Below are 16,753 nucleotides of genomic sequence, written 5' to 3' on the forward strand. Positions count from 1 at the left end.
AGCCTGGAGGTACAGGCCCCGCCCACCAGCGAGGAGGAGTCGCGTGCCGCTCGGCGACGACCACGGGGGTGCGGTGGGCCCGCATGCCGATCCCCGTCTCCTGGGCCGGGTGCTGCGCGATGCGGCCGCGGGGGTGTACGCACTCGACGGCTCGGGGGCGATCGTCGCCGTCAATCCGCGCGCCGAGGAACTGCTCGGCCGAGGGGCCGGGGAACTGGTCGGGCACGACGCGCACGACCTCCTGCACCGCACCGTGGACGGCAATCCGATCCAGCGGTCCACCTGCCGACTCCTGGAGGCCTTCCTCGGCGGGCAGACCTGGTTCTCGGCGCCCGAGTGGTTCGAGCGCGGCGACGGTTCACTGCTGACCGCCAGCTGTCTGACCGTCCCACTGGACGTGGGCGGGACGACCGGCGGCGCGGTGATCTTCCTCGACGCCCCCGTGCCGGCAGCGGGGCGGGAGCCCACCGCGGACGCCGAGGTCAAGGACCGTCTCGCCCTGGTCGCGGAGTCCACCACCGTGCTCAGCTTCTCCCTGGACCCGGACACCGCGCTGCGCAGCCTGGTCCGGCTGATGGTCCCCCGCCTGGCCGACTGGGCGGTGGTGGATCTGATCGCGGAGTCCGGGCAGGTGCGGCGGGTGGCCGTGGTGCGCTACCACCACGGCCGCTATGTCGACATGGACGAGTTCTCGGGACCGCTGCCGCCGGTCGGAGACGACTCGCGGATCCCGCTGGCGCGGGTGCTGCGCGGCGGCGCGCCGGTCGTGGTCGTCCAGGACGAGGAGTACGACGAGTCCCAACTCGCCGCACGGCAGCGCGAGTTCTTCGAGGCGGTCGGAATGCGCTCGGCGGTCATCGCCCCGTTGCGCGCCCTCGGCGGCGTGCAGGGCAGGGTGATCGGCGCCCTCACCGTCGGCCGCACCGACCTGGCCCGGCCCTACGGCGCCTCGGAGCTCTCGCTCGTCGACGACATCGCCCGCCGGGCCGGGCTCGCGGTGGACAACGCCCAGCTCTACGAGGGCCAGCGGCGGGTGGCCGAGAACATGCAGCGCCATCTGCTGCCGCCGATGCCGAAGATCCTCGGCCTGGAGACCTGTGCCCGCTACGCGCCCGCCGCGCACGCCTCCAAGGTGGGTGGCGACTGGTACGACGCCTTCCCGCTGCCGGACGGCTCGGTAGCGATGGTCATCGGCGACGTGGTCGGGCACGACCTGGCGGCGGCCGCCCATATGTCGCAGGTACGGAACATGCTGCGGGCCTTCGCCTGGCACGAGGGGCTGTCCCCGAGCGCCGCCGTGGACCGCCTGGACAGCGCGCTCGCGCACATCAGCGACGCCCCGATGGCGACCCTGGTACTTGCCAGACTCGAAGGCCCGGAGGGCGGTCCCTGGCAGCTTCGCTGGACCAATGCCGGGCATCCGCCGCCGCTGGTGGTACGGCACGACGGCCGCACCGCGCTCCTGGAGGGCGGCGAGGGCGTCCTGCTCGGCACCGACATGCCGATGTCCCGTACCGACGCGGTCACCGCGCTGCCGCCCCTGTCGACCGTGGTGCTGTACACCGACGGCCTGATCGAGACCCGCAGCGGCTCGCTCGACGACGGTCTGCGACGGCTCAGCGAGCACGCCTCCGCGCTCGCCGAACAGCCGCTGGAGATCTTCTGCGACCGCCTGCTCGAACAGTCCCGGCCGACCGACAACCAGGACGACATCGCCCTGATCGCCCTGCGGCCGCGCCCCGTACCGGGTACGGGACCCGGCCGCGCGAAGCAGCGCCGGGCGGGCTGAGCCTCGGCCTGCCGCCTGTTGCCTCTCGGCTCCTGGCTCCCGGCATTCGGCTCGCCGCCTCAGCGCGACGGCTCAGCCCGACGGCTCAGCTCTTCGCCTCGGCCCAGTTCCGCTGGACGGTGAGGTCCTGCTTCACCTCGGCGAGCTGGACGGCGACCGCCGACGGGCTGGTGCCGCCGCGGCCGTCGCGGGAGGCGAGGGCGCCGGGCACATTGAGGACACCGCGCACCTCGGGGGTCAGATGCGGGGAGATGCGCGCGAACTGCTCGTCGGTGAGCTGGTCCAGCTCGATCCCGGCGGCCTCGCACTCCTTGACGCACTCGCCCGCGACCTCGTGCGCGACGCGGAACGGCACGCCCTGCTTGACCAGCCACTCGGCGATGTCGGTGGCGAGCGAGAAACCGGCGGGCGCCAGCTCCTCCATACGCGCGGCGTTGACGGTGAGGGTGGCCATCATCCCGGTGAACGCCGGGAGCAGGACCTCCAGTTGGTCGCAGGAGTCGAAGACGGGCTCCTTGTCCTCCTGAAGGTCACGGTTGTACGCGAGCGGCAGCGCCTTGAGGGTGGCGAGCAGCCCGGTCAGGTTGCCGATCAGGCGGCCGGACTTGCCGCGCGCGAGCTCGGCGATGTCCGGGTTCTTCTTCTGCGGCATGATCGACGAGCCGGTGGAGAAGGCGTCGTGGAGGGTGACGAAGGAGAACTCCTTCGTGTTCCAGATGATGATCTCCTCGGCGATCCGGGAGAGGTTCACCCCGATCATCGCCGTGACGAAGGCGAACTCCGCGACGAAGTCACGCGAGGCGGTGCCGTCGATGGAGTTGGCGGCCGAGCCGTTCTCGAAGCCGAGGTCCGCGGCGACGGCCTGCGGGTCGAGCCCGAGCGAGGACCCGGCGAGCGCCCCGGAGCCGTACGGGGAGACGGCGGTACGGGCGTCCCACTGCCGCAGCCGCTCGGCGTCCCGGGACAGCGACTGCACATGGGCGAGCATGTGGTGCGCGAAGAGCACGGGCTGGGCGTGCTGGAGGTGGGTACGGCCCGGCATCGCCACCGCGGGGTGCGCCTCGGCGAGGCCGACCAAGGCCTCCTGGAGGTCGGTGAGCAGGCCGCCGATGATCCGCGCGTGGTCGCGCAGGTACATCCGGAAGAGCGTGGCCACCTGGTCGTTGCGGGAGCGTCCGGCGCGGAGCTTGCCGCCGAGGTCGGGGCCGAGGCGCTCCAGGAGACCGCGTTCCAGGGCGGTGTGGACGTCCTCGTCGGCGACGGTGCCGGTGAAGGAGCCGTCCGCGACATCGGCCTCCAGCCGGTCGAGACCGGCCAGCATCCGGGTCAGCTCGTCCTCGGTGAGCAGGCCCGCCTTGTGCAGGACACGGGCGTGCGCGCGCGAACCCGCGATGTCGTACGGGGCCAGGCGCCAGTCGAAGTGCACCGAGGCGGAGAGCTGTGCCAGGGCCTCGGCGGGACCGTCGGCGAACCGGCCGCCCCAGAGCCGTACGTCACCGCTGTTGCTGCTCACGTCGCTACTGCTTTCGTTCGAGGTCTGCTGTGGAGAGAACCGCTCAACTGCTCAACTGCTCGCGTCGCACGGCCGTTTCCCGAGGGGCCACGGCCGGATGTGCGACCGCCTCCCCGGTCGTGGACCAGGGAGGCGGTTCAGGCTAGGGCCTGTCCGGCGGATTTTCGTGGAATAGCTCGCGGCGTCTGGTGCGTGCTCTCGGCGTGCGCCCGGATCACCCTCGTACTGGACGTACTCGGGTGGTTCGGGCGTGCGGCGAGAGTGCGTGCCAGGCGTCGCGGGCCCGCGAAGATCCGCCGGACAGGCCCTGGTGCGCCGCGGCCTCAGCCGAGGTCACGCTTGGCCGCGATCTTCGAGGAGAGTCCGAAGATGTCGATGAAGCCCTGGGCCTTGGACTGGTCGAAGGTGTCGCCCGAGTCGTAGGTGGCCAGGTTGAAGTCGTACAGGGACTGCTCGGAGCGTCGTCCGGTGACGACCGCGCGGCCGCCCTGGAAGGTCATCCGGATGTCGCCGCTGACGTGCTGGTTGGCCTCGTTGATGAAGCCGTCCAGGGCGCGCTTGAGCGGGGAGAACCACAGGCCGTCGTAGACGAGTTCGCCCCAGCGCTGCTCGACCTGCCGCTTGTAGCGGGCGAGTTCGCGCTCGACGGTGACGTTCTCCAGCTCCTGGTGGGCGGTGATCAGCGCGATGGCGCCGGGCGCCTCGTAGACCTCGCGGGACTTGATGCCGACGAGACGGTCCTCGACCATGTCGATCCGGCCGATGCCCTGGGCCCCGGCCCGCTCGTTGAGCTGCTGGATCGCCTGGAGGACGGTCACGGGCTTGCCGTCGATCGCGACCGGCACACCCTCCTTGAAGGTGAGGACGACCTCGTCGGCCTCGCGGGCGGCGGCGGGGTTCTGCGTGTACTCGTAGATGTCCTCGATCGGCGCGTTCCAGATGTCCTCCAGGAACCCGGTCTCGACGGCACGGCCGAAGACGTTCTGGTCGATGGAGTACGGGGACTTCTTGGTGGTCGCGATCGGGAGCCGCTTCTCCTCGCAGAAGGCGATCGCCTTGTCCCGGGTCATGGCGTAGTCACGGACCGGGGCGATGCACTTGAGGTCGGGGCCCAGCGCCTGGATACCGGCCTCGAAGCGGACCTGGTCGTTGCCCTTGCCGGTGCAGCCGTGCGCGACGATCCCGGCGCCGTGCTTGTGGGCGGCGGCCACCAGGTGCTTGACGATGGTGGGCCGCGAGAGGGCGGAGACCAGCGGGTAGCGGTCCATGTAGAGGGCGTTGGCCTTGATCGCCGGGAGGCAGTACTCCTCGGCGAACTCGTCCTTGGCGTCCGCGACCTCGGCCTCGACGGCACCGCAGGCGAGCGCGCGCTTGCGGATGACGTCCAGGTCCTCGCCGCCCTGGCCGACGTCCACGGCAACGGCGATGACCTCGGCGCCCGTCTCCTCGGCGATCCAGCCGATGGCGACGGAGGTGTCCAGGCCGCCCGAGTAGGCGAGTACGACGCGCTCGGTCACGGGTTTCTCCTCACAGTGCATTCGCTGACATGCATGAGTATGCATTGCTCTGCATGATTCGTCAACGCGAGGGTCGTGAGCAGGGCGCGTCGGCCTCGGCGCCCGCCCCGCGCCCCGCGCCGACCGCGGAGAATCCGGGACAAAATCCGGGACGAACAGCAACGCCCGGGAAGGGAGTCCGAGCCGTGATTCAGCCCCCGGTGAGCAGCTCCGCGAGCACGGTCAGATGGCTCCCGTCCAGTTCCTTCGTCGCGGTGAGCAGGAGTACGGGCCCTTCCTCCAGGTACCCGGCGAGCCGGTCCAGGGCCTCTGCTCCCGGTCCTTCGGCCAGCTCGGCCCGGTAGCGCTCGGCGAACTCCTCGTAGCGCGCCTCCCGGTGGCCGTACCAGGTACGCAGGTCGCCGGACGGCGCCACGTCGCGCAGCCAGAGGTCGAGCTCGGCCTTCTCCTTGGAGACGCCGCGGGGCCAGAGCCGGTCGACGAGAATGCGGGCGCCCTGCCCGGATTCCACGGGGTCGTAGATGCGTCCCAGGTGCAGCGTCCCGGCTGCGTCCGCGCTGTCTGCCATGAGCCCATCGTCACCCCAGGCGGCGGCGTCCGCGCCCCGGCGATCTCGCGCGGCGGGCAGGGGCGAATAATCGGCCACATGGGTAAAACACACGCACGCATAGACGGCCGGCTGCGCGAGTTCATCGAGGCGCAGCCGATGTTCTTCACGGCCACCGCCCCGCTCGCCGGGGACGGGACGATCAACCTCTCGCCCAAGGGCCTCACGGGCTCGTTCGTCGTACTCGACGAACTGACCGTGGCCTACCTCGACTTCGCCGGAAGCAACGCCGAGACCATCGCGCACCTTCGTGAGAACGGCCGCATCACGCTGATGTGGTGCGCGTTCCAGGGGCCGCCGAACATCGTGCGGGTGCACGGCCGCGGCGAGCCCGTGTTCCGCGACGACCCGCGCTTCGACGCTCTCCTCGCGCGGTTCCCGGACATCGACCCCGAGCCGCACGGGCTGCGCGCGATCATCGTCGTCGGCGCGGAACTCATCCGGGACACCTGCGGCTACGCCGTCCCGTTCATGGCGTACGAGGAGGACCGCGACCTGCACGCCAAGCGCTTCGCGCGGGAGGACGACGCCTCGCTGAGCGCCTACTTCGCGAAGAAGGAGTACATCGCGACGAGCATGGACGGCCTGCCGGGGCTGCCGTTGCCGCTGCCGCCCCGTAGCGTCTGACCATGCGCAAGCCCCCGGGCCGCGTCCGCGCCGCCCTGCTCGTCCTCGCCGCCGCCGTCCCCCTGGTGGCCGCCGCACCGTCCCGTCCCGCCGAGCCGCCCCGGCACGCCGAGCCGCTGCCGGACCGGATGGCCGACACCGGTGGCGGCAGCCAGCTCATCACGGCGGTGGCCGGGCACACCCGGGCCACCCACGGCGTGCTGACCTGGTGGGAGCGGCAGCGCGGCAGCTGGCGCGCGGTGGGCTCGGCGCCCGCGCGGTTCGGCGCGAACGGGCTGGTCGAGGGCGTCCGGCGCCGCCAGGGGACGAGCACCACACCGGCCGGGCTGTATCCGCTGCCGTTCGCCTTCGGCATCCGGCCCGCGCCGGTCGGCACCCGGCTCCCCCACCGGCGGGTGCGGCCGGACTCCTGGTGGTGCGAGGATCCCCGCTCGGCGGCGTACAACCGGATGACCCGGCCACTGCCCGCCGACTGCCGGGCGAGCGAGTCGGAGCGCCTGGCGGACTACGACCCGCAGTACGCGTACGCCCTCGTGGTCGGCTTCAACTACGAGCGGCCGGTGCGCGGCCGCGGCGCGGGGATCTTCGTGCACGTCAACGGCCGCGGGGCGACGGCAGGTTGTGTCTCCGTACCGCGCGAGACGATGGTGCGTCTGCTGCGGTGGGCCCGGCCGGAGCGCCGCCCGCATCTCGCCGTCGGCACCCGGTCCGGGCCCACCGCCGTCACCCGCTACTGAGCGAACCCGCCCGGGCCCGGCGGCTCGCTCGCGGTCCGCCGACAGCGCGCCGACGGTCCACCGGCGGGACGCTCAGTCGGCGGCCAGGGCCGTCCGCGACGAGGCCAGCGCCTCCCTGGCCGCGGCCAGTGCCTTTTCGCGGTCCGCCGGGACGAGCCCGATACGGGTGCGCCGGTCGAGCAGGTCCCCCTCGTCGAGGGCGCCTTCGTGGCGTACGGCGAACCGCAGTTCGGCGCCCGTGACCCCGGCGGCGACCGGTTCCAGGAGCGCCGGGTCGCCCTCGGCCTCGGCGAGCACCGCGGCGGCCTCGCTGCCGTAGCGGGCGACGAAGCGGGCCGGGAGCCCGGCGTCGCGGGGTACCGGACCGGCTCCGACCAGGGGCAGGTCCCGGGTGCGGCAGGGTCCGGTGTGCAGTCCGGCCCGGGCGGTCGCCGCGTCCACCGCGTCCTCTGCCATCGCCCGGTAGGTGGTCAGCTTGCCGCCGACCGCGGTGATCACGCCGTTCGGAGCGGTCAGTACGGCATGGCGGCGGGACAGGTCGGCGCTGCGGCCGGTACCGGAGTCGAGCAGCGGGCGCAGTCCGGCGAAGGTGCCGATGACGTCGGCACGGCTCAGCGGCACGGTGAGCACCCGCGAGAGGGTGGCGAGCAGGAACTCGACGTCCTCCTCCGGCGCCTCGGGCACCTCGGGTACGGGTCCGTCCAGGGGCTCGTCCGTCAGGCCCGCGTAGACCCGGCCGTCGGGCTGGGGCAGCGCGAACACGAAACGGTTGGTCTCGCCGGGCACCGGCACGGTGACGGCCGCCCGCGGGTTGCCGAGCCGTTCGGCCGGGAGCACGAGATGGGTACCGCGGCTGGGGCGCAGGCTCACGCCGGGCACCAGGCGGTCCGCCCACACCCCGGTGGCGTTGATGACGCAGCGGGCCCTGACCGTCAGTTCCGTACCGGTGAGTTCGTCGCGCAACAGGGCGCTGTCACCGTCGAGTTCGAGCGCGCCGCAGCGGGTCAGGATGTGCGCGCCCCGAGAAGCCGCGGTGCGCGCGAGCGCGGTGACGAGCCGGGCGTCGTCGACGAGCTGGCCGTCGTAGGAGAGCTGGCCGCCGCGCAGTCCCGTGGGGTCGAGTGCGGGGGCGAGGGCCAGGGTGAGCGCGGCCGGGATGCGGCGCGAGGCGGGCAGCGTGCCGGCGCCGACCCGGGCGCTCAGGCGCAGGGCGTCCCCGGCGAGAAATCCGGCACGGGTCACCCGGGCCTGGAGGCGGGTGACCGAGCGGTGCAGGGGCAGCACCATCGGCATGGCGCGGACCAGGTGCGGGGCGGTGCGGCCCATCAGGATGCCGCGCTCGCGGGCGCTCTCGTAGGCGACGCCGAGCTCGCCCGAGGCGAGGTAGCGCAGTCCGCCGTGCACCAGCTTGGAGCTGAAACGGCTGGTGCCGAAGGCCAGGTCGTGGCGTTCGGCGAGGACGACGCTCAGTCCGCGCGAGGCGGCGTCCAGGGCTATGCCGGTACCGGTGACGCCGCCGCCGACGACCAGTACGTCCACGGTCGGGCCGGTGCCGAGCAGTTCCAGGGAGCGGGCGCGGCGCGCGGCGTCGAGGGAGGCGGAGCGGTGGGCGCGAAGGTCGGTCATCAGGCGGTCTCCCGGTTGTTCAGGTAGCCGTCGAGCAGGTGGGCCAGCGAGGCGAGCAGCCGCTCCTCGCTCAGGGTGTCCTCGACCAGGCGGCGCGAGGAGGTGATCGACTGCACCGTGAGGAGCACGATGCGGGAGAGCTCCTCGATGTCGCCGGGGCGCACCGAGCCGTCCCGCTGGCCCTCGGCGATCTGGGCGCGGAGCAGGTCGAGCGCGGCGAGCTGGCTGGAGCCGAGCCGGTGGAAGACGTAGGTGGCAAGCAGGTCCGCCTCGCTGTCGATGAACCGCGTGAACATCGAGTGGTGCCAGACGGCGCCGACCGTGCCGGTGCAGCCGTGGACGATCCGGGCCAGCGCGGTGGCCTCCGTGGCCTCGGCCACCGAGGCGGCGAAGACGGCGCGCAGCTCGCGCGTGAGCAGATCGGCGACCAGCGAGGAGATGTCGGGCCAGTAGCGGTAGACGGTGGGCCTGCTGACCTTGGCCCTGCGCGCCACGTCGGTCAGGGTCGTGCGGCGCACCCCGAAGGCCTCCACGCACTCGCGCGCGGCATCCAGGATGTCGTCCTCACTTTTACGCATTGGCGTCATGTGTAAGACTGTACTGCATGAAGCGACCCACTCAGCACGTGCCCGAGATGGCCTGGAACGCCTGGGGCGATCCGGCCGCCGCGCAGGAACTCGACGCGGCCACCCGGCAGTTGATCGTCGAGACCCTCGGGATCAGCAGCGCCGCCCCCGCCCGCGTAACGGAGGCGGCGCTCGCCCTGCGGCCCAGCGCGCTGCCGGGCAAGGCGCTCACGGCGCTCGCCGAGGTGGTCGGCGTGGAGCACGTGCACACCGACGAGCCCACGCGCCTGCGGCACACCGGCGGCAAGAGCACCCCGGACCTGCTGCGCCGCCGGGCCGGCGAGGTGGCCGAGGCTCCCGACGCCGTACTCACCCCCGCCGGGCACGACGAGGTGCAGGGCATCCTCGACGTCTGCGCGCAGCACGGCATCGCGGTCGTACCGTTCGGCGGCGGCACCAGCGTGGTGGGCGGGGTCGAGCCCTTCCGGGGCGACTTCCCGGCCGTGATCAGCCTGGATCTGCGGCGCCTCGACGCGCTCCTCGCCCTCGACGAGGAGTCCGGCACGGCCACGCTCGAGGCGGGTCTGCGCACCCCGGAGGCGGAGGAGCTGCTCGGCGCCGAGGGCCACACGCTCGGTCACTTCCCGCAGAGCTTCGAGTTCGCCTCCATCGGCGGATATGCGGCCACCCGCTCCTCGGGACAGTTCTCGGCGGGCTACGGCCGCTTCGACGCGATGGTCACGGCCCTGAAGGTGGCCACCCCGCGCGGCACCGTCACCCTCGACCGCGGCCCCGCCACCGCCGCGGGACCCGACCTGCGCCAGCTCTTCCTCGGCTCCGAGGGCGTGTTCGGCGTGATCACCGAGGTCACCGTACGCGTGCGCCGCGTCCCCGAGAGCCGGGTCGAGGAGTCCTGGGCGTTCCCCACGTTCGCGGCGGGCACCGCGGCGGTACGCGAGCTGGCCCAGGCTGGCGGGCTCCCCACGGCGATCCGCATCTCCGACGAGACGGAGACCTTCATCAACGCGGCCATCGCGGGCGGCCAGGCCCCCGAGGGCTGTCAGAGCGTCGTGCACTTCGAGGGGAGTGCCGCCCAGGTCGAGCGGCGGCGGTCCGAGGTGGCCGAGGTCCTCGAACGCCACGGCGCGCGCCGGATCGCCTCCGAGAGCGCCCAGACCTGGCGCCGCTCCCGGTTCACCGCTCCCTACCTGCGCGACTCCCTGCTCGACGCGGGTGTGCTCGCGGAGACCCTGGAGACCGTCACCTCCTGGTCCGGCCTGCACGAGCTGCGCGAGTCGGTGACCCGCGCGCTCACCGAGAACCTGCCCCAGGAGAGCGGCAGCCCGGTGGTGTACTGCCACCTCTCGCACGCCTACCACTCCGGCGCCTCGCTCTACTTCACGGTCGCCGCCGACGCGACGGACGACCCGCAGGGCCGCTGGGCGGTGGCCAAGCGCGCCGCGAGCGACGCGATCGCCGCGGCGGGCGGCTCGATCACCCACCACCACGCCGTCGGTATGGACCACCGGCCGTGGATGGAGGCGGAGATCGGCCCGCTGGGCGTGGAGGTCCTCGCCGCCGTCAAGCGCACCCTGGACCCGTCCGGGATCCTCAACCCCGGCAAGCTGATCCCGGAAGACGTATGACGGGCCGGGTCGTACTCCTGGTCAACCCGGCGTCCGCGAAAGGGAGTTCGGCGGCGATCGCGGACCGGGCGGCGGAGCTGCTGCGGGCCGCGGGCCACCAGACGCACCTGATCTCGGGCACCGACGCCCAGGACTCGCTGGCCCAGGCCCACAAGGAGGTCGCCGCGGGCGCGAAGGTGCTCGCGGCGGTCGGCGGGGACGGCACCGTGCATCTGGGCACCCAGGCGGTGGCGGGCACCGGTGTGCCGCTCGCGGTGATCCCGGCGGGCACCGGCAACGACTTCGCCCGGATGCTGGGCATCCCGCGCGGCGACACGGCGGCCGCCGCCCGGCTGATCACCGACGGCGTCCCGCGCACGCTCGACCTGGCCCGGTGCGGCGACACCTGGTACGCCACCGTGCTCACCTCCGGCTTCGACGCCGCCGTGAGCCATCGCGTCAACACCCTGCGCTGGCCGCGCGGCCGGGCCCGCTATCAACTCGCCATCGGCATCGAGGCGTTCAGGCTGCGCCCGGTGCCCTTCCGGATCCGGGTGGACGGCGAGACGGTCGAGGAGGAGGCGACCCTGGTCGCGGTCGGCAACACCGCGTACTACGGGAGCGGTCTGAAGATCTGTCCGGGCGCCGTACCGGACGACGGTCTGCTCGACGTCACGCTGGTGCGCGCGGCCGGACGCCTCAAGTTGGCCCGGCTGCTCCCCCGCATGCGGCAGGGCACCCATGTGTCCGACCCGCTGGTGCGCACCTTCAGGGGCCGCGAGGTGGAGATCGGCGCCCCGGGCGCCTTCGCCTACGCGGACGGGGAGTTCATCGACGACCTGCCGCTCACGGTGACCTGCGTGCCGGGTGCCGTGAGCGTCCTGGTCCCCGCCGAGGGCTGAGTCCCCCGCCGCCCGGCCGAGTCCCCCTCTCGGCCTGGCGGCCGAGCCGTCCGCCGGGACCTCGCGGGCGCTCCCCGGGCCGTATGCCCCGGGGAGCGCTCGTACGCGGCGGCTCGACCGGCCCGCAAAACCGGCTTACGCCGCGAACGGCCCCGCCCGTGCAGGCACGTTCCGCCTCAGGCTGCCCGGGGTGATCGCTCAGTGGTGCCCGTTCTGGGCGAGCCGCAGCAGGTGTTCCGCCAGGGCCTTGCCGCCCGCCGGGTCCCGGCTGATGAGCATCAGGGTGTCGTCCCCGGCGATGGTGCCGAGGATGTCGTGCAGTTCCGCCTGGTCGATGGCGGAGGCGAGGAACTGGGCCGCGCCCGGGGGCGTGCGCAGCACGACGAGGTTCGCGGACGCCTCGGCCGAGATGAGCAGTTCGGCCGAGAGGCGCCGCATCCGCTCCTCCTTCGCCGACTCGCCGAGCGGGGCACGCGGGGTACGGAATCCGCCCTCGCTCGGCACCGCGTAGATGAGGTCGCCGTCGGTGTTGCGGATCTTCACCGCGTTCAGCTCGTCGAGGTCCCGGGAGAGCGTCGCCTGGGTGACGCTCAGCCCGTCGTCGGCGAGGAGTTTGGCCAACTGGCTCTGCGAGCGCACCGGTTGACGGTTGAGGATGTCCACGATCCTGCGGTGGCGTGCGGTACGGGTCTGCGGTACCGCGGGCCCCGCCTGGTCGTTGTCCTGCGGCTGGCTCATCGTCGCCTCAATCTCCGGATCGTCCTTCCCCGCTCGCCCGCAGGGCCCCGTCGAGGATGCCGACGAGCGCCCCGAGGAAGGCGTCGGCCTCGTCGTCGCGGAGGTTGAGCGGCGGCATCAGCCGTACGACATCGGGGGCGGGCGCGTTCACCAGGAAGCCGGCGTCCTGAGCCGCCTGCTGCACCTGCGGCGCCAGTGGCTCGGTGAGCACGATACCCAGGAGCAGGCCCGCGCCCCTGACGTGCGAGGCCAACGGATGCCCCAGCGACTCGATTCCGTCGCGCAGCCGCTCCCCGGCGCGCTTGACGTTCTCCAGCAGTCCCTCGGATTCGATGGCGTCGACAACGGCGAGTCCGGCCGCGCAGGAGACCGGATTGCCACCGAAGGTCGAACCGTGCTGCCCGGGATTCAGCAGCTCGGCGGTCGCACCGAAGGCGACCGTCGCGCCGAGCGGCAGCCCGCCGCCGAGTCCCTTGGCGAGCGTGACCACGTCCGGTTCGATGCCCTGCGCCTGACCGGCGAGCCAGTGCCCGGTACGGCCGATACCGGTCTGCACCTCGTCGAGCACGAGCAGCGTTCCGGTGGCACGGGTGATCTCGCGGGCCGCTGCCAGATAGCCGGGCGGCGGCACCACGACACCGTTCTCGCCCTGTATCGGCTCCACGACGAACAGCGCGGTCTCCTCGGTGACCGCCGCCCGCAGCGCGTCGACGTCCCCGTACGGGACATGGGTGACGCTGCCCGGCAGCGGGCCGAAGCCCTGCTGCTTGGCGGGCTGACCGGTCAGGGCGAGGGCGCCCATGGTCCGGCCGTGGAAGCCGCCCTCGGTGGAGACCATGTGCGGGCGGCCGGTGAGCCGGCCGATCTTGAACGCCGCCTCGACGGCCTCCGCGCCGGAGTTGGCGAAGTACACCCTGCCCTGGCGCCCGAAGGCGGCGAGCAGCTTCTCGGCGAGGGCGACCGGCGGCTCGGCGACGAACAGGTTGGAGACATGGCCGAGCGTGGCGATCTGGTCGGAGACGGCGCGGACCACGCCGGGATGGGCGTGCCCGAGCGCGTTCACCGCGATACCGCCGACGAAGTCCAGGTACGCGCGTCCGTCGGCGTCCCAGACCCTGGCGCCCTCGCCGCGCACCAACGACAGCTTAGGAGTGCCGTAGTTGTTCATCAGCGCGCCCTGCCAGCGCGTGGTCAGTTCCTGGTTGCCGCTCACGGCGTCTTGCCTCCGGTCGCCTCGGGCGGGTCCGGCACGACCATGGTGCCGATTCCCTCGTCGGTGAAGATCTCCAGCAGGATCGAGTGCTGTACGCGCCCGTCGATCACCCGGGCCGTGGTCACCCCGCCGCGCACCGCGTGCAGACAGCCCTCCATCTTCGGCACCATGCCGCTGGCCAACTCGGGCAGCAGCGCCTCCAGTTCGGAAGCGGTCAGACGGCTTATCACCTCGTCGCTGTGCGGCCAGTCCTCGTACAGGCCCTCGACGTCGGTGAGCACCATCAGGGTCTCGGCGCGCAGGGCCGCGGCGAGCGCCGCGGCGGCGGTGTCCGCGTTGACGTTGTAGATGTGGCCGTCGTCCTCGGCACGGGCGATGGAGGAGACGACCGGGATACGGCCGTCGTCGAGCAGTGCCTCGATGGCCCCGGTGTCGATCCGGGTGATCTCGCCGACCCGGCCGATGTCGACCAACTCGCCGTCGATCTGCGGCTGGTGCTTGACGGCGGTGATGGTGTGCGCGTCCTCGCCGGTGAGCCCGACCGCGTGCGGCCCGTGCTGGTTGAGCAGCCCGACCAGCTCGCGCTGCACCTGCCCGGCGAGCACCATCCGTACGACGTCCATCGCCTCGGGCGTGGTGACCCTCAGCCCGGCCTTGAACTCGCTGACCAGGCCCTGTTTGTCGAGCTGGGCACTGATCTGCGGGCCGCCGCCGTGCACCACGACGGGACGCAGTCCGGCGTGCCGCAGGAACACCACGTCCTGGGCGAAGGCGGCCTTGAGCTCGTCGTTGACCATGGCGTTGCCGCCGAACTTGATCACGACGGTCTTGCCGTGGTGCCGGGTCAGCCAGGGCAGCGCCTCGATCAGGATCTCGGCCTTGGGCAGTGCGGTGTGCTTGCGCGGGGATCCCCCCGGCCGGGTGCTGGGAGTGCTCATGAGGAGTACGCGCTGTTCTCGTGGACGTAGTCGGCGGTCAGGTCGTTGGTCCAGATGGTGGCGGCGGCCGAGCCCGCGGCGAGGTCGGCGGTGACGACGACCTCCCGGTAGCGCATGTCGACCAGCTCGCGGTCCTCGCCGACGCTGCCGTTCCGGCACACCCAGACGCCGTTGATGGCGACGTTCAGCCGGTCCGGTTCGAAGGTGGCGGAGGTGGTGCCGATGGCGGAGAGCACCCGCCCCCAGTTCGGGTCCTCGCCGTGGATCGCGCACTTCAGGAGGTTGTTACGGGCGATGGAACGGCCGACCTCGACCGCCTCGTCCTCGCCGGCCGCGTTGATCACGTCGACCCGGATGTCCTTGCTCGCGCCCTCGGCGTCACCGATGAGCTGCCGTCCGAGGTCGTCACAGACGGCGCGTACGGCCTCGGCGAACTCCGCGTACGCGGGGGCGATCCCGCTGGCGCCGGAGGCGAGCAGCAGCACGGTGTCGTTGGTGGACATACAGCCGTCGGAGTCGACCCGGTCGAAGGTGGTGCGGGTCGCCGCGCGCAGCGCCCGGTCGAGCTCGGCCGACTCCACGTCCGCGTCGGTGGTGAGCACCACCAGCATGGTGGCCAGGCCGGGGGCGAGCATGCCCGCGCCCTTGGCCATGCCGCCGACGGTCCAGCCCGCCCCCTCGGCGACGGCCGTCTTGTGCACCGTGTCGGTGGTCTTGATGGCGATGGCCGCCTTCTCGCCGCCGTGCGCGGACAGTTCGGCGGCCGCCTTGTCCACGCCGGGCAGCAGCCGGTCCATCGGCAGCGTGACACCGATCAGGCCGGTGGAGGCGACGGCCACCTCGGCCGCGTCGACCTTCAGCGCCTCGGCCACCTTCTCCGCGGTGGCGTGCGTGTCCTGGAAGCCCTTGGGTCCCGTACAGGCGTTGGCGCCACCGGAGTTGAGGACCACCGCGGCGAGGGCGCCGCCCTTGAGCACCTGCTCGGACCAGAGCACCGGCGCGGCCTTCACACGGTTGCTGGTGAAGACGCCCGCGGCGGCCCGTCGTGGCCCGTTGTTGACGACGAGGGCGAGGTCGGGATTGCCGTTCTCCTTGATTCCGGCCGCGATACCCGCGGCCGTGAATCCCTGTGCTGCCGTGACGCTCACTGCGTTCTCCTTGCTGAGCCCGCCGGATCGGGCCGCGACGGGCGGGCGGCCGGGTGCTGGTCTTGCGAGTGGGGGTGGGCCGTTCCTACGGGTTGAGGTGGGCCGTTCTCATCTGACGGGGGACGGTCACCGGCTCAGGGCGCGAGCCCGGTGAGCGGCAGACCGAGTCGCTCGGGCAGGCCGAGGGCGAGGTTCATGCTCTGCAGGGCGCCGCCCGCGGTGCCCTTGGCCAGGTTGTCGATGGCGGCGATGGCGAGGATCCGTCCGGCCGCGGTGTCGTGGGCGACCTGGATCTGCACGGCGTTGGAGCCGTACACCGAGGCGGTGGCCGGCCACTGCCCCTCGGGCAGCAGGTGCACGAAGGGTTCGTCGGCGAAGGCCTTCTCGTACGCGGTCCGCAGCGCCTGCGCGTCCACTCCCGCGACGGCCTTGGCCGAACAGGTGGCGAGGATGCCGCGCGGCATCGGCGCCAGCGTCGGCGTGAAGGACACCGAGACCGGCTCGCCCGCGACGGCACTGAGGTTCTGGATCATCTCCGGAGTGTGCCGGTGCACTCCCCCGACTCCGTACGGCGACATGGACCCCATCACCTCGGAGCCGAGCAGATGCGGCTTGGCCGCCTTGCCCGCGCCGGAGGTGCCGGAAGCGGCGACGATCACGGCCTCCGGCTCGGCGAGCCCCGCGGCGTAGGCCGGGAACAGAGCGAGGGACACGGCGGTCGGGTAGCACCCCGGCACCGCGATCCGCTTCGTCCCCGCGAGCGCCTCCCGCCCCCCGGGCAGCTCCGGCAGCCCGTACGGCCAGGTCCCCGCGTGCGGCGACCCGTAGAACCGCTCCCAGTCACCGGCGTCACGCAGCCGGAAGTCGGCCCCCATGTCGACCACGAGCACCTCGGGCCCGAGCTGCTCGGCAACCGCCGCCGACTGCCCGTGCGGCAGAGCGAGGAAGACCACGTCGTGCCCCGCCAGGACCTCGGGCGTGGTCGCCTCAAGGACGCGCTCGGCCAACGGCACCAGATGCGGCTGCAGCGCACCGAGCCGCTGCCCGGCGTTGGAGTTCCCGGTCAGCGCACCGATCTCGACCTCGGGGTGGCCCACGAGCAGGCGCAGCAGCTCACCGCCCGCGTATCCGCTCGCTCCGGCGACTGCGACTCGTATGGTCATGATGCCTCCTCCATGGGGCATGACTATACGTTTCCATGCACGTT

The 16,753-nt window shown here is 72.5% G+C and carries 15 protein-coding genes; 5 read left to right on the plus strand and 10 right to left on the minus strand.

Annotated elements, in window-relative coordinates; all coding sequences use genetic code 11:
* Window positions 1-43 precede the first annotated feature (43 nt).
* Complete coding sequence (locus HUT18_RS03380) at window positions 44-1,789, plus strand: SpoIIE family protein phosphatase (RefSeq protein ID WP_176097670.1); 1,746 nt, start codon at window positions 44-46, stop codon at window positions 1,787-1,789.
* An 85-nt stretch (window positions 1,790-1,874) separates the two neighbouring features.
* Here HUT18_RS03380 and argH read toward each other — a convergent pair whose 3' ends face one another.
* From argH to HUT18_RS03395, 3 genes are all read right to left on the minus strand, one after another.
* On the minus strand, window positions 1,875-3,302 hold the full coding sequence (gene argH, locus HUT18_RS03385) for an argininosuccinate lyase (RefSeq protein ID WP_176097672.1): 1,428 nt from the start codon (window positions 3,300-3,302) through the stop codon (window positions 1,875-1,877).
* A gap of 323 nt (window positions 3,303-3,625) precedes the next feature.
* Window positions 3,626-4,819, minus strand: a complete 1,194-nt coding sequence (locus HUT18_RS03390) for an argininosuccinate synthase (protein ID WP_176097673.1) — start codon at window positions 4,817-4,819, stop codon at window positions 3,626-3,628.
* Window positions 4,820-5,009: 190 nt separating this feature from the next.
* Window positions 5,010-5,387, minus strand: coding sequence for a DUF488 domain-containing protein (locus tag HUT18_RS03395; protein ID WP_176097675.1), 378 nt, complete (start codon window positions 5,385-5,387; stop codon window positions 5,010-5,012).
* Between the two features lie 78 nt (window positions 5,388-5,465).
* On the opposite strand from HUT18_RS03395, the gene HUT18_RS03400 reads away from it, so the two are divergent.
* Together HUT18_RS03400 and HUT18_RS03405 are read left to right on the plus strand one after the other, a co-directional pair.
* The gene (locus HUT18_RS03400) at window positions 5,466-6,053 is read left to right on the plus strand and encodes a pyridoxamine 5'-phosphate oxidase family protein (protein WP_176097677.1); all 588 of its coding nucleotides are present in this window, start codon (window positions 5,466-5,468) and stop codon (window positions 6,051-6,053) included.
* Between the two features lie 2 nt (window positions 6,054-6,055).
* A complete protein-coding gene (locus HUT18_RS03405; protein WP_176097679.1) occupies window positions 6,056-6,790 on the plus strand; it encodes a L,D-transpeptidase in 735 nt (244 codons plus the stop codon).
* 72 nt (window positions 6,791-6,862) lie between these two features.
* Here the strand turns inward: HUT18_RS03405 and HUT18_RS03410 are convergent, their stop codons facing one another.
* Both HUT18_RS03410 and HUT18_RS03415 read right to left on the minus strand, forming a co-directional pair.
* Window positions 6,863-8,416 carry a glycerol-3-phosphate dehydrogenase/oxidase gene (locus tag HUT18_RS03410; RefSeq protein ID WP_176097680.1) on the minus strand — a complete coding sequence of 518 codons (1,554 nt, stop codon included), beginning with the start codon at window positions 8,414-8,416 and terminating at the stop codon, window positions 6,863-6,865.
* Window positions 8,416-9,003, minus strand: a complete 588-nt coding sequence (locus HUT18_RS03415; RefSeq protein WP_176097682.1) for a TetR/AcrR family transcriptional regulator — start codon at window positions 9,001-9,003, stop codon at window positions 8,416-8,418. The genes HUT18_RS03410 and HUT18_RS03415 overlap by 1 nt, the downstream gene beginning before the upstream one ends.
* A gap of 17 nt (window positions 9,004-9,020) precedes the next feature.
* Between HUT18_RS03415 and HUT18_RS03420 the strand changes: the two genes are divergently transcribed.
* Window positions 9,021-10,628: an FAD-binding oxidoreductase gene (locus HUT18_RS03420; RefSeq protein WP_254878409.1), complete on the plus strand. Its 1,608-nt coding sequence runs from the start codon at window positions 9,021-9,023 to the stop codon at window positions 10,626-10,628.
* Window positions 10,625-11,509, plus strand: coding sequence for a diacylglycerol kinase family protein (locus HUT18_RS03425; protein WP_176097684.1), 885 nt, complete (start codon window positions 10,625-10,627; stop codon window positions 11,507-11,509). The genes HUT18_RS03420 and HUT18_RS03425 overlap by 4 nt, the downstream gene beginning before the upstream one ends.
* A gap of 198 nt (window positions 11,510-11,707) precedes the next feature.
* Here the strand turns inward: HUT18_RS03425 and HUT18_RS03430 are convergent, their stop codons facing one another.
* From HUT18_RS03430 to argC, 5 genes are all read right to left on the minus strand, one after another.
* A complete protein-coding gene (locus HUT18_RS03430) occupies window positions 11,708-12,247 on the minus strand; it encodes an arginine repressor (RefSeq protein ID WP_176097686.1) in 540 nt (179 codons plus the stop codon).
* Between the two features lie 7 nt (window positions 12,248-12,254).
* Window positions 12,255-13,460 carry an acetylornithine transaminase gene (locus tag HUT18_RS03435; protein WP_303246531.1) on the minus strand — a complete coding sequence of 402 codons (1,206 nt, stop codon included), beginning with the start codon at window positions 13,458-13,460 and terminating at the stop codon, window positions 12,255-12,257.
* Window positions 13,457-14,398, minus strand: coding sequence for an acetylglutamate kinase (gene argB / locus HUT18_RS03440; protein WP_176097688.1), 942 nt, complete (start codon window positions 14,396-14,398; stop codon window positions 13,457-13,459). Before argB ends, HUT18_RS03435 begins: the two co-directional genes overlap by 4 nt.
* Window positions 14,395-15,546 carry a bifunctional glutamate N-acetyltransferase/amino-acid acetyltransferase ArgJ gene (argJ, locus tag HUT18_RS03445; RefSeq protein WP_176097689.1) on the minus strand — a complete coding sequence of 384 codons (1,152 nt, stop codon included), beginning with the start codon at window positions 15,544-15,546 and terminating at the stop codon, window positions 14,395-14,397. The genes argB and argJ overlap by 4 nt, the downstream gene beginning before the upstream one ends.
* A 134-nt stretch (window positions 15,547-15,680) precedes the next feature.
* Window positions 15,681-16,709: an N-acetyl-gamma-glutamyl-phosphate reductase gene (argC, locus tag HUT18_RS03450; protein WP_176097691.1), complete on the minus strand. Its 1,029-nt coding sequence runs from the start codon at window positions 16,707-16,709 to the stop codon at window positions 15,681-15,683.
* Window positions 16,710-16,753 lie beyond the last annotated feature (44 nt).

Origin of the sequence: Streptomyces sp. NA04227 (genome assembly GCF_013364195.1) — a bacterium.
In the GTDB taxonomy this organism is placed as follows: domain Bacteria; phylum Actinomycetota; class Actinomycetes; order Streptomycetales; family Streptomycetaceae; genus Streptomyces.

What these genes read in the sequence shown, in the direction of transcription:
- HUT18_RS03400 (WP_176097677.1), top strand. Translation starts at nt 5,466, where the DNA reads ATGGGTAAAACACACGCACGCATAGACGGCCGGCTGCGCGAGTTCATC.
- argB (WP_176097688.1), bottom strand. Translation starts at nt 14,398, where the DNA reads ATGAGCACTCCCAGCACCCGGCCGGGGGGATCCCCGCGCAAGCACACC.
- HUT18_RS03405 (WP_176097679.1), top strand. Translation starts at nt 6,056, where the DNA reads ATGCGCAAGCCCCCGGGCCGCGTCCGCGCCGCCCTGCTCGTCCTCGCC.
- HUT18_RS03420 (WP_254878409.1), top strand. Translation starts at nt 9,021, where the DNA reads ATGAAGCGACCCACTCAGCACGTGCCCGAGATGGCCTGGAACGCCTGG.
- HUT18_RS03430 (WP_176097686.1), bottom strand. Translation starts at nt 12,247, where the DNA reads ATGAGCCAGCCGCAGGACAACGACCAGGCGGGGCCCGCGGTACCGCAG.
- HUT18_RS03395 (WP_176097675.1), bottom strand. Translation starts at nt 5,387, where the DNA reads ATGGCAGACAGCGCGGACGCAGCCGGGACGCTGCACCTGGGACGCATC.
- HUT18_RS03410 (WP_176097680.1), bottom strand. Translation starts at nt 8,416, where the DNA reads ATGACCGACCTTCGCGCCCACCGCTCCGCCTCCCTCGACGCCGCGCGC.
- HUT18_RS03425 (WP_176097684.1), top strand. Translation starts at nt 10,625, where the DNA reads ATGACGGGCCGGGTCGTACTCCTGGTCAACCCGGCGTCCGCGAAAGGG.
- HUT18_RS03415 (WP_176097682.1), bottom strand. Translation starts at nt 9,003, where the DNA reads ATGACGCCAATGCGTAAAAGTGAGGACGACATCCTGGATGCCGCGCGC.
- argC (WP_176097691.1), bottom strand. Translation starts at nt 16,709, where the DNA reads ATGACCATACGAGTCGCAGTCGCCGGAGCGAGCGGATACGCGGGCGGT.